General features: G+C 72.7%; 11 protein-coding genes. 2 read left to right on the plus strand and 9 right to left on the minus strand.

Features of this window, described 5'->3' with window-relative positions:
* Positions 1-33 precede the first annotated feature (33 nt).
* Positions 34-1587: a carboxylesterase/lipase family protein gene (locus Aru02nite_RS24000; protein ID WP_203661462.1), complete on the minus strand. Its 1554-nt coding sequence runs from the start codon at positions 1585-1587 to the stop codon at positions 34-36.
* 111 nt (positions 1588-1698) lie between these two features.
* On the opposite strand from Aru02nite_RS24000, the gene Aru02nite_RS24005 reads away from it, so the two are divergent.
* Positions 1699-2295, plus strand: coding sequence for a TetR/AcrR family transcriptional regulator (locus Aru02nite_RS24005; RefSeq protein WP_203661464.1), 597 nt, complete (start codon positions 1699-1701; stop codon positions 2293-2295).
* A 212-nt stretch (positions 2296-2507) separates the two neighbouring features.
* Here Aru02nite_RS24005 and ald read toward each other — a convergent pair whose 3' ends face one another.
* The gene (gene ald, locus Aru02nite_RS24010; RefSeq protein ID WP_203661467.1) at positions 2508-3623 is read right to left on the minus strand and encodes an alanine dehydrogenase; all 1116 of its coding nucleotides are present in this window, start codon (positions 3621-3623) and stop codon (positions 2508-2510) included.
* Positions 3624-3795: 172 nt separating this feature from the next.
* Entirely contained in the window at positions 3796-5364 is a 1569-nt protein-coding gene (locus Aru02nite_RS24015) for a PucR family transcriptional regulator (protein WP_203661469.1), read from the minus strand.
* Between the two features lie 104 nt (positions 5365-5468).
* On the opposite strand from Aru02nite_RS24015, the gene Aru02nite_RS24020 reads away from it, so the two are divergent.
* On the plus strand, positions 5469-5936 hold the full coding sequence (locus Aru02nite_RS24020) for a Dps family protein (protein WP_203661471.1): 468 nt from the start codon (positions 5469-5471) through the stop codon (positions 5934-5936).
* 123 nt (positions 5937-6059) lie between these two features.
* Here the strand turns inward: Aru02nite_RS24020 and Aru02nite_RS24025 are convergent, their stop codons facing one another.
* The 6 genes from Aru02nite_RS24025 to Aru02nite_RS24050 all read right to left on the minus strand — a co-directional run bounded on the left by Aru02nite_RS24025 (position 6060) and on the right by Aru02nite_RS24050 (position 11793).
* Complete coding sequence (locus Aru02nite_RS24025) at positions 6060-6749, minus strand: FadR/GntR family transcriptional regulator (RefSeq protein ID WP_203661473.1); 690 nt, start codon at positions 6747-6749, stop codon at positions 6060-6062.
* A 403-nt stretch (positions 6750-7152) separates the two neighbouring features.
* A complete protein-coding gene (locus Aru02nite_RS24030; RefSeq protein WP_203661475.1) occupies positions 7153-7578 on the minus strand; it encodes a hotdog fold thioesterase in 426 nt (141 codons plus the stop codon).
* 406 nt (positions 7579-7984) lie between these two features.
* Complete coding sequence (locus Aru02nite_RS24035) at positions 7985-8722, minus strand: enoyl-CoA hydratase/isomerase family protein (protein ID WP_203661476.1); 738 nt, start codon at positions 8720-8722, stop codon at positions 7985-7987.
* Between the two features lie 13 nt (positions 8723-8735).
* A complete protein-coding gene (locus Aru02nite_RS24040; protein WP_203661660.1) occupies positions 8736-9563 on the minus strand; it encodes a 3-hydroxyacyl-CoA dehydrogenase family protein in 828 nt (275 codons plus the stop codon).
* Positions 9564-9680: 117 nt separating this feature from the next.
* Positions 9681-11237: a PrsW family intramembrane metalloprotease gene (locus tag Aru02nite_RS24045; protein WP_203661478.1), complete on the minus strand. Its 1557-nt coding sequence runs from the start codon at positions 11235-11237 to the stop codon at positions 9681-9683.
* 19 nt (positions 11238-11256) lie between these two features.
* Positions 11257-11793: a hypothetical protein gene (locus Aru02nite_RS24050; RefSeq protein ID WP_203661480.1), complete on the minus strand. Its 537-nt coding sequence runs from the start codon at positions 11791-11793 to the stop codon at positions 11257-11259.
* Between the last annotated feature and the right edge of the window lie 448 nt (positions 11794-12241).

The raw sequence follows: 12241 nt of genomic DNA on the forward strand, positions 1-12241 counted from the left end.
GCGCCGCCGGACGGGCCGGCGGCGCCCGGTCGTTCAGAGCTGCGACCAGAACCGGTAGCCGTGCGCGGCCGCGAGGTCCGTACGGCGCCACGGCCCGGACGCGATCGACGCCACGTACCGGTTCGTCCCGGTGTACGCGGGCCACGCGGTACGCCCGGTGGCGGCGAAGCGGGTCCAGGTGTCGGCCATCCGGTCGGCGAGTGTCACCTGCGCCGGCGTCAGCTTCTCGAACAGCGACAGGTCGAACAGGTACGCCAGTTCGGACATGTGCTGCGCGCCGACGGTGAAGCTGACCCGCGGCGTCCCCGCGTACCAGGGGGTGTCCTGCTCGGCGAACTCGGCGACCCGGGTCGGCGTCCAGCGGGCCAGCGCGGCCGCGGTGTCCACGGTCGGCGTCGACCAGTCCGCGTCGGTGAGCACGTCGCCGAGCTTGGCGCCCGGCGAGTCACCCGACCCCAGCGGGTACTCGGCCAGTACGGCGTCGGCGTCCGCGCCGAACCGGCCCCGTACGGCCTTCTCGTACCCGGCGGCGGTCAGGGGTGTGCCGGTGGTGAGTTCCTGGCCGGCGACCCGGCCGCGATCCTCGTCGTGGTTGACGGTCAGCAGGACCGGCACCCGGTTGAACCGGCCCGCCGCGAACGCGGCCCCCGGCGTACGCGGCAGCAGCGGGGTGCCGGCGACCGGCCGCGGCTCCACCTCCGTGCCGTACGCGGCGAGCAGCCTCGACGCCGGGACGGCCCGCAGGCAGGCGGCACGGTCGGGATCGTCGGCGCAGCCGACCTTCCCGGCCAGCGCGGTGCCCTCGTCCTCGGCCGCCTTCCGGGTACGGCTCGCGTCCCCGGTGCACGGCGCGCTCTGTACGATCGCCCGGTCGAACAGCCCGGCCGCGGTCGGCGACGCGAGCTGGTCGCAGACGCTGTACCCGCCGCCGGACTGGCCCATGATCGTGACGTTGCGCGGGTCGCCGCCGAAGTTCGCGATGTTGCGGCGCACCCAGCGCAGCGCGGCCTGCTGGTCCTCGATGCCGAGCGAGCCGGATCCGTTCACCGAGCCGCCGTCGAGCGCGTCGTCGGTCAGGAAGCCCATCACGCCCAGCCGGTAGTTCATCGACACGACGACGGCGTCGCGGGAGAGCCGGGCCGGGCCGTACATGTCGCCGGTGCCGTACATGAGGCTGCCGCCGTGGATCCACACGATCACCGGGGTACTGCCGGTGGCGCGCGCCGGCGCGGTGACGTTCAGGTACAGGCAGTCCTCGTGCTCGGACGGCACGCCGACGGGGAGTCCGGTGGGCTGGGCGCAGGCGTTCCCGGGCCTGGTCGCGTCGCGTACGCCGGTCCACGCCGCGGCGGGCCGGGGCGAGCGCCAGCGCAGCTCACCCACCGGCGCCGCCGCGTACGGAATCCCTTGGTACGAACGGGAATCCGCGGTCACGGTGCCGCGGACGGCACCGCGGTCGGTGGTGACGACGGCGGGGTCGCCGGCGGTACCGGTGGGGCCTGCGGTGGCGGCGGCGGGCACCGCGAGCAGGCCGGCGAGCGCGGCGCCGAGGGCGCCCGCCGCGGCGAGTCGGCTGCGGATGGTCATGTCGTCCTCCGGGGGGTTCGGTGCATGCGGAGGACCGTAGCAAGGACTTGAACGATCGCGCAACTCAATCGTTCAACTCGATCGCACAAGTACTCTGCTAGGCTGCTGGCCATGAGTCGTGGCAACAACAAGGGCAACAAGGAGGCACTGCTCGCCGCCGCGAAGACGTGCCTGCTGGAGAAGGGTTTCGACCGCACCTCGGTGCGCGACATCGCCACCACGGCCGGGGTGTCCACGGCCGCCATCGGCTACCACTACGGCTCCCGCGAGAAGCTGATGTTCCAGGCGCTGTTCGCGGTGCTCGACGAGTGGGGCGAGAAGTCCGGCCGGGCGCTGGTACCCGCCGACGAGCCCGGCGCCGACCCCGTCGCGCGGTACGTGCGGCGCTGGGACGAGCAGATCGCGCAGGCCCTCGAACACCCGGACATGTTCCTGGCATCGCTGGAGCTGTTCATGCAGGCGCGGCGGCAGCCCGACCTGCTGCCGCAGCTCGCGGACGGGATGCGGCAGGGCCGCAGCGGCACGGCGGCGACGATGCTCAGCATCCCCGAGGACGAGGTGAGCGACGAGGCGGCGCGCACGCTCGGCATGGTGCAGATGGCTCTGTTGAGCGGTGTGGTCGTCCAGGCGCTCGCCGATCCGGAGCACGCGCCGACCGGCGCCGAGGTGCTCGCCGGCATCCGCGCCCTCGCCGGCCTCGGTACGTGACGACGGCCCGCCACCCGGCGGGCGGCGGGCCTCAGAGGTCCTGACAGAAAGGACTGTCGGCGCCTGGCGGACTCGGGACGACGCTGCCGTCGTTGTCGGCACAGTCGCATACAACACCGGTATGCGACTGCACCTCCGCCTTGGCAGCCCCGCCCTGAGCCTCGCCAGCCATCCGACGCCTTTCTGTCAGGACCTCTTGGAGACGGAAACCGTCAGGCGAGCACGTCGGCGACCGGCCGGTACGCGAGGTCGTGCGCGGCGGCGACCGGCTCGTTGGTGACGACACCGGCGTGCGTGTTGAGGCCGGCCGCGAGCGCCGGGTCGGCGGCCAGCGCGTCCCGCCATCCCTTGTCCGCCAAGGCAACCGCGTACGGCAGGGTCACGTTGGTGAGGGCGAACGTGGACGTGTTCGGCACCGCGCCGGGCATGTTCGCCACGCAGTAGAAGATGCTGTCGTGCACCCGGTAGGTCGGGTCCGCGTGCGTGGTCGGCCGCGAGTCCTCGAAGCAGCCGCCCTGGTCGATCGAGATGTCCACCAGCACGCTGCCCGGCCGCATCCGGGACACCAGCTCGTTGCTGACCAGCTTCGGCGCCTTCGCGCCCGGCACCAGGACCGCGCCGACCACCAGGTCCGCGTCCATCACCGCCCGCTCCAGCTGGTACGTGTTGGACGAGACGGTGTGCACCCGGCCCGCGTACAGGTGGTCGAGTTCGCGCAGCCGCGCCACGTTCAGGTCGAGGACGGTGACGTCGGCGCGCAGCCCGACCGCGATCTCCACCGCGTTCGCGCCGGCCACCCCGGCACCGAGGACGACGACCTTCGCCGGCGTCACACCCGGCACCCCGCCCGGGAGTACGCCACGGCCACCGGCGAACCGCATCAGGTGGTACGCGCCGACCTGCGGTGCCAGCCGCCCGGCGACCTCGCTCATCGGCGCCAGCAGCGGCAGCGACCGGTCCGCCAGCTGCACCGTCTCGTACGCGACGGCGGTGACGCCGCGGGACAGCAGCGCGTCGGTGCACTCCCGGGACGCCGCCAGGTGCAGGTACGTGAACAGCACCTGCCCGGACCGCATCCGGTGGTACTCCTCCGGAACCGGCTCCTTGACCTTGAGGATCATGTCCGCCTCGGCCCACACCGCGTCGGCGGAGTCGAGGACCTTGGCCCCGGCGTGCAGGTACTCGTCGTCCGGAATGGACGAGCCGAGGCCGGCGGATCGCTCGACGTACACGTCGTGCCTGTGTGTGACGAGTTCGTGTACTCCGGCGGGCGTGATCGCCACCCGGTACTCGTGGTTCTTGACCTCGCGTGGAACGCCGACCTTCATGACGGACTGTCCTTCCGGTTCCGGGGCACCGTTGCCCCGTCGGGCACTGACGCGTGTAGGGACGAGTCGCCCGAAGGCGCTCGGTACAGGCTCATGGTGCGGCTCGGACTCACTGCCGGTCATCGTTTTCCGGAGACGACGTGTGACCCCCGTCTTGTCGCCTGAGCACAACTCAGCCGTGCAGCCGCCGCGCGTTGAGCTGGATCAGTAGTGCCAAACGTACGTCTGGTGAGTCGAGGTCGGCACGGAGCGCACCGCGCAGCCGGCGCATCCGGTAGCGGAAGGTGTTCGGGTGAACGTGCAGCTGCCGGCTTGCCGCCGCCGGGTCCGCCGGATGCTCCAGGTACGCCCGCAACGTCTCCGCGTACCAGCCGCCCCGTGACCCGTCGTGATCGAGCAGGTCGGCGAGCGGGCCGATACCGGTCAGTTCGTCGAGCGGTACGGCGCCCGTGACCCGGTCGAGTACGGCGGCGGCCCACGACTCCTCGTGACTGGCGACCGGGCCGGCGACGATGCCCCGGGACAGCAGCCGCAGCAGCGCCGCCGCCTGCGCCGCCGACCGGGGCAGGTCGGCCAGCGTCGGCGCCGACCCGCCCGCGGCCACGCGTATGCCGGGCTCGCCGCGGACCAGTTCGGCCGCGAGCCGGCGCAGCCACGGCCACGACCCGGTGTCCCCCTCCTCGGTGACCACCGCGTACAGCAGCCCGTCGTACTCGGTGACCGCGGGGCGGCGCCAGCCCCGGCTCCGCGTGATCGACTCCCACAGCACCAGCAGCCGGTCGGCGTGCCCGTCGGCGCCGTCCGCCAGGTCCAACGCCACCGCCCGGTACGGCCCGGCGGGCAGCCCGGCGTCCCGCGGGTCGGTCGGACCGGTGCCGGCGAGTACGGCGGTGAGGCGGTCGGCGGCGACGCGGCGCGCGACGTCCGCTGCGGCCCGTACCCGCAGGAGGTGCAACGCGACGACGCCAGCCGTGTCGGCGAACGCGTGCACCCGCTCCTCCGGCGGCCGTTCCGGTACGAGTGCCCAGATCGAACCGAGCAACTGCCCGCCACCGAGCCGTACCGGGACGATGAGCCGCGGCATCGTCCCGTCCGGCTGCCCCGGTACGAAGATCGGCTCGCTGCCCGCGCCCAGCTTCCGGAACACGCCCCGGGACCGGAACTGGCGCAGTACGTCCGCGGGCACCCGGCGGCCGACGATCGTGGACAGCCGCGCCGCGTCCGCCTGCTCCTGCCGCCGCGAGTACGCCAGCACCCGCGAGTACTCGTCCTCGATCGTGACCGGCGCGTCGATCACCCCGGCCGCCGCGTCCGCCAGCGTGAACAGGTCCTGGAACGCCGGCGGCTCCGACGATCCGCGCGCCGTCAGCCCGACCGTGCCGGTGTCGACCAGGCTGCGCAGCAACCACACGAGCTGTGCCCACGACACCTGCCCGCGTACGGCCACCAGCGGCAGCTCGCCGTCCACCGCGATCTTGCGTACCTGCTCGGTGTGCGCGACGGGTTCGCGCAGCAGCAGCGCCGCGGCACTGTCGGCCGCACACCGGCGGGCCAGCTCGACCGCCGCGTCCACCTCCCGTACTCCGATGCCGAGTACCAGGTCGCCGCGGTGCACGGTGTCGGCGTCGGAGCCGCCCGGCTCGGCGACGACCACGTCCCGTACGCCGGGGTCGGTGTCCACCGCGACGGGCTCCAGCAGCCCCGACCCGAGCGCGTCCAGCACCCACCGCAACCCGATCACGCCCCCATCGAACACCCCGGCGGCACCGACCGCACGACGACACGGGTAGACCCGGCCGGAGCGGGTACGCCAGGTGGTGGAGGACGACTGACGAGGAGGCGACGATGGCTGCCGTATCGAGCCCACTGTCCGACGACGCGCGGAAGGTCACCGGTGACGCGCTCCAGGGCGCCCTGGTGGATCTGATCGACCTGTCCCTCCAGGCGAAACAGGCGCACTGGAACCTGACCGGCCGGCACTTCCGTTCCCTGCACCTGCAGCTCGACGAGGTCGTCGACATCGCCCGCCGGCACATGGACGTGGTCGCCGAGCGCGCCGTCGCGATCGGCGTCAACCCCGACGGCCGGGCCTCGACCGTGGCCACGTCGGCGCACACCGACCAGCTTCCCGACGGGTACGTGTCGGACACGGACGTGGTGCAGGCGTTCACCGGGCTGCTCGCCGAGGTGGGCCACCGGTTCCGGCAGCGGGTGGCGGACACCGACGAGCCGGATCCGGTCTCCCAGGACCTGCTCATCGCGGCGGCGCAGGACATCGAGCAGCAGCACTGGATGTTCCAGGCACAGCGGTGAACCTCAGAGGTCCTGACAGAAAGGCGTCGGATGGCTGGCGAGGCTCAGGGCGGGGCCGCCAACGTTGTCGGCAGCGTCGTCCTGAGCCCGCCAGGCGCCGACAGTCCTTTCTGTCAGGACCTCTCAGGCGTGTTCGGCGTCGAACGCGGCCGTGGCGCCGATCGGGTCGTGCCCCGCGATCGCCTGGTAGATCCGGCGGTGCCGCTCGTACATGCCCGGCGGTACGTCGACGTCGGCGGAGTCGGGGCGGTCCGGCCACACCAGGCGCGCGTTGCGCAGCGCCCCGAGTACGCCGGCGCGCAGGAAGCTGAGCGCGGGGTTCGCCGCGGCGTCGGCCATCGCGTCGTGGAACCGCTGGTGCGCGGCGAGCGCCCGCCCCGGCTGGCCGATCTCGCGCATCCCGTTCAGCGCCTGGAGCAGGTGGGCGAGCTGGCCGCGGTCGGCGTTGCCGGCGGCCTCCCGGGTGATCTGCCGGTCGAGCGCGTCGAGCGCCGCGAACAGCGAGTCGGCCGGCAGCCCGGAGAACGTGACGGCGACCCCGAGCGTACGGGTGAGGGCGTGCGGGTTGAGCGCCTCGACGTACGTGCCGGAGCCGCTGCGGCGGCGCAGGATGCCGGCCGATTCGAGGAACCGCAACCGGTCCCGCAGCGCCGTACGGCTCACGCCGAGGTCGGTGGCCAGGGTGCGCTCGGACGGCAGCCGCCCGCCCGGCCGTACCCCCTGGATGATCTCGGCGAGCCGCATCGCCAGCGGGTCGGCCAACGCGTCCGGCGGGTCCATCAGCGGCTCGTCACGTGTGTACCCGTAGCTCATGCGTTCGCATTGTTCCGGTTGTGGTTCTGCAATGGTGACCCGCATGGCACCTGACGTCCCAAATGTGACGTAAGACCTGTGGACTGGGGCGACGACGGGTCCGCCGCGACGTGCGCGGCGGACCCGTGACGCAAACCCGGGCGAGCCCACGACCCCGGAAACCCTGACGTCTCCGCCATCGTGCAACCCGCCCGGCTGCGTGCCTTGCCCCCCTGGTCGGAGCCACCCCCCAGTTGCGCCGACCGCAAGGCACTCCGGTCATCCGATTCATTCCCGTCGATCGGTACGACCACCTACAAGGTTGGTATCACCGCTGGCGGTTGTCAAGAGTTGCGGTGAAATTACCGGCAGTAGTTTTTCGGGTCAACCAACTGGTGGAACGTCCCAGTTTGTGGATCTTGAGTTAGCCGGCCGCCTGGATCAGACACGTCAGCCGGGCCGTACACACCCGGCGCCCCGCGTCGTCCACCACCTCGATCTGGTACGTCGCGACCGTCCGCCCGAGCCGCAGCGGAGTGGCCGTCCCCGTCACGGTGCCGGCCGTCGCGGCCCGGTGGTGCGTCGCGTTGATCTCGATGCCGACCGCCCGCCCCGCGGCCCCGGCGTGCAGGCCCGCGCCGATCGACCCGACCGTCTCCGCCAGTACGCACGAGGCGCCGCCGTGCAGCAGCCCGAACGGCTGGGTGTTGCCCTCGACCGGCATCCTGGCGACCACCCGCTCGGCGCTCGCCTCGACCAGCTCGATGCCCATCCGCTCGGCGAGCGCGCCCGCCCCGCCGAACCGCTCCCGCAGCGCCGCGAGCGCCGCGTCGTCCACCGCGTCCGTCATGCGGTCGAGACTACCGCCGCAGCCCCGTCGAGCGACCACCGCCGCCCCACCCGAGGCATCATAACCGATCCGCGTACTCCTGCATATCCTTGCGGCACAAGCAATCCGGCCCTCCGAGCGCCCGTGTCCACCGACCCGCAACGGTCACATCGCGGTACGCGGAAAGGAATCCCGACACTGTCCACAGTGGTCGGTCCGGCGGCGCGCGGAACCGTCCACAGTGGCGCGACGTCGCCCACGGGTACGACTGTCCACTGTGGCCACTCGTACTCGGGGGCGCTGCGGAGGTGCCACTGTCCACTGTGGCCTGTGGGTGGATCGCTGATGCGGATGCCATCCCGACGCGCGCAGCGGTGCGGGTCGGGTCGAACCCCGACCCGCACCGTCCACAATGGACGTTGAGACGTCAGCGGGCGAGGAAGTCGTCCATCCGGCGGTACTTCTCGGCGTCCTCGAAGAGCACGGCCTGGGCCAGGCGTTCCAGCTGGGGATGGGCGTCGGCGGGCGAGTCCACCGCGAGCTTGGTCAGGCGTACCGCGAGGGGGGAGTTACGGGCGATGCGGTCGAGGGTGTCGTGCGCCGTGGCGAGCAGGTCGGCGGGCGGCACCACCGCCGACACCAGCCGTACGGCGAGGGCGTCGGTCGCGGTGAGCCGGCGCCCGGTGTACAGCAGCTCCTTGGCCAGGGACTCGCCGACGAGTTGCGGCAGCCGGTGGAGCGCGCCGGCGCCGGCGACGATGCCGAGGCGTACCTCGGGCTGGCCGAAGAAGGCGCGGTCGGTGCAGATCCGGATGTCGCAGGCGTACGCCAGCTCGGCGCCGCCGCCCAGCGCCGGCCCGTCGACCGCCGCGACGCTCGGCATCGGCAGTGCCCGGATCCGGGCGAAGACGGTGTGGTTGATGCCGGCGAGCGCGTCGTACCGGTCGCGGTCGCGGAGTTCGGCGATGTCCGCGCCGGCCGCGAAGATGCCGTCCGCGCCGCCGGTGACGAGCAGCAGCCTGGGCTCCCGTTCGAGCCGGTCGCACACCTGGTGCAGCTCGTCGACCGTCTCGGCGCCGATCGCGTTGCGCTTGTCGGGCCGGTCGAGGGTGACGACGACGCGGTCGGCGCGCTCCTCGACCCGCAGCGTCCGGTACGTGCTCATGCGGTCACCGTCCTCATGCGTCGGCCCGGCGGCCGTCGACCCACCGGTAGAAGCCCTGGCCGGTCTTCCGGCCGAGCCGGCCCTCCGCGACCATCCGTACCAGCAGGTCCGGCGGCGCGAACCGGTCGCCGTACGCCTCGCGCAGCGTCTCCGCCACCGCCAGCCGGACGTCCAGGCCGACCACGTCGGTGAGTTCCAGCGGACCCATCGGGTGCCGGTACCCGAGGGTCATCGCCTTGTCGATGTCGGCCGGCGCGGCGACCCCGTCCTCGACCATCCGGATCGCCTCCAGGCCGAGCGTCACGCCGAGCCGGGACGAGGCGAAGCCGGGCGCGTCGTTGACGACCACCGGGTCCTTGCCCAGGCGTACGGCGAGGTCGAGGGCGGTGGCGCGGGTGGACTCGGACGTGTCCGGGCCGAGCACGATCTCCAGCAGCGCCATCGCCCACACCGGGTTGAAGAAGTGCAGCCCGCAGAACCGGTCGGGCGCGGTCAGCACCGCGCCGAGCGCGCCGATCGAGATGCTGGACGTGTTGCTCGCGAGCAGGCCGGGTCGCAGCGACTCGGCCTCGCGCAGGACGGAACGCTTCAGCTCCAGCCGTTCCGGTACGGCCTCGACGACGACCGCGGGCGCCGCAGCCACCTCACCCAACGACCCGACGGTACGCAGCCGGCCCAGTGCGGCGGCCGCGTCGTCGGCGGTGGTACGCCCCTGGCCGACCGCCTTGTCCCAGCGGGCGCGCAGCGTCTCCACGGCCGCCCCGGCGCGCGCCGGGTCGACCTCGACCAGTTCGACGGCGTAGCCGGCGCCGGCCGCGACGTACGCGATGCCCGCGCCCATCGTGCCGCCACCCACCACGACCAACCGTTCCGCGGCCACAGCCGTACCTCCACGACGTCGTTGTCGGTGCCGGCGCCGAGCCTAGCCGCCGGCGACGCGCGGAGCACCAGCCGGCGGTCAGCCGCCGTTGAAGCCGTGCAGCAGGTACACGACGATCCACAGCGCGGTGGCGAGTACGCCGACGGAACCGGCGATGCCGAGCCGGTTGTCCGGGCTGAGCCGCTGCCGGCGGGCGTGCAGCGTACCGAGGCCGGCGAGCGCCAGCGCCACCACCGACAACCCCGGTACGACGAGGCCCAGGACGGCGAGCACCACCGACCACATGCCGAGCGGGGTGTGCTGCTCCCGGCCGTACCGGGCGGCGACGGGCACGCCGAGCGACACGAGCTTCGCCCGCGCGGACAGGATGTCCCGGACGCACCGTTCGAGGGCGGCCGATCGCGGGTTCGGGTTGCGCACCGCCTCGTAGTACGACGACTCGCCGCACCGGCTGATCTCCACCGCCAGCCGGGACTGCGCCCGTTGCAGCTTCCGTACGGCGCGGTCGGCGCGCAGCCCGGCCTGCGCCGCCGCCTGCTTGCGCGCCGCCGTACGCCCGCGCGCGGTGACCAGCGCGTCCATCTCCTCCGGCGCGACCAGTACCGGTTCGATGCCGTTGAGCCGGCCCAGGTAGTACCCGGCCTCGTGCCGGCGCGCCACGTGCAGCAGCAGGAGTACCGCGACGAAGCCGGGGATGCCCTTGAGCAGCAGCGCGCCGATCAGCCCCGCCACGCCGATCCCGAACCCGTCGCCGAGCAGCGGCGAGTTCCACACGAAGTGCAGCGTCCACGCCCCCAGGTACGCCAGCACGGCGACGCCGACGCGGACCCGCAGCGGCCGTTCCTCGCGCACCACCGCGTACCCGACTCCGGCGCCGACGAGCGCGGTGAACAGGGTGTGGCTCCACAACCCGCCCAAGAACCCCCGTACCAGGAAGGTCGCCACGACCGGCGGGATCGAGTCACCGTCCCCGGCGAGTACGACGGCGTTGATGGAGTAGATGAAGTCCTCGACGACCTGGAAGCCGAGGCCGACGAGCCCGCCGTACACGAAGCCGTCGACGACGCTGTTCACGTGGCGCCGGGCGAGCAGCACGATCGCCACCACGCCGAGCGCCTTCAGCGTCTCCTCAATCGTCGGGCCGACCAGCGCCGGCCCCCACCGCGCCGCGAAGTCCGGCGAGAACTCCTTCGCCAGGATCTCCACCGCGGCGGTGTTGCCCACGTTCGCCATCGCGGTCGCGACCACCCCGCCCCACGCGAACGCCGTCGCCAGCAGGACGAACGGTTCCCGTTCGAGGTAGTCGACCTCGCGGACGAGCAGGATGAACGGCACCGCGTACAGCGCGAAGAGGATGAACGCGGTCACCGACGCCTGCGGGTACAGGCGGGCGGCGTCGGCGAAGATCAGGCCGATCCGCCACGCGCCCAACCCGAGCAGGACCAGCACCATCCAGAACGCCGGCGTCCGGACGGAGAGCGTACGGCCGGCCGCGGCGGGGGGAGGCGCGACCGGCGGGCGTTCGGCGTACGCCGCGCGGTGCCTCCCGTCCCGCGGCGACGGTGTCGACCTGCCACCGAGCCGCCGGTGCTGCTTGCCCGGCGCACCGTCGTCGGGCAGCGCCCCACTCGTCATGCCGCGACCTCTGGGGCGCTCACTGCGCACCGAACCGTACGCTGCGCACCAGGTCGAGCAGCGTGTCGTTGTCCCGCCGTACGTCCGTGCCGGCGCCGGCCATGCTCACCTCGACGCCCACCCCGCCGCGCGTGAACACCGCGTACGTGCCGATCCGGCCCGGTGTCGAGTAGCTCCCCTGCAACCCCGGCACGCCCGCGCTCGTACTCGTCGGATGGTCACGCTGCGACGCCTGGTACCCGGGATTGCTCTGGATCTTGCGGCGCAGCTTGGCGCTCAACCCCGGCAGCTTCCCGTCGTACTTGTCGGCCTCGATCACCACGCGGACGCTGTGCACGGACATGACCAGGCGGTTCAGGTTGGGCTGCGTCTTCGTCACGTCGAGTACCGCGTCGGGCGGCGCGGCGACGGTGACGCCACGGCCGACGGTGAGCCGCTGACCGGCGGCGACGGACCGGCCGGCGGGCAGCGCGTTGTTGATCGCGGGCAACCCGATCGCGATGGCGCCGACGACGCCCAGCACGGCAAGACTGGCGTACAGGTTGGGTCGGAACACCGCGATCCCCACCTTCACTCTGAGTCGGTGGTGACCAGCCAAAATGTAGCTCATCGCGCCTATTCGCGCGATATGAAGCCGCGCTGAGTGACCGTCTGGCTGCCGACAGTCCCACCTCGGCCACCGCATGTTGCGTACGGCAGCACCCACATCCTGCGTCCCCGAGCACTGTTGATCAAGGAGTACGGCGAAGCAACTCCACCATCGTGCGTCCCCGGCGCCCGCCGATTGTCCAACTGTTGAACAATCACCGGCCCCCGCGATCCCGCCACCCCGCCCGCGCGCCCCGCGATCCCGCCGCCCCACGATCCTGCCCGCGCACCCCACGATCCCGCCGCCCCACGATCCTGCCCGCGCACCCCACGATCCCGGCGTGCCGCCCGCACGGACCACCACCACCACGATCCGCAACCCGGTGCCGCATCGGTGACCGGGCGCCGCACGCACG

Source organism: Actinocatenispora rupis (assembly GCF_016861975.1).
GTDB classification, from domain to species: Bacteria; Actinomycetota; Actinomycetes; order Mycobacteriales; family Micromonosporaceae; genus Actinocatenispora; species Actinocatenispora rupis.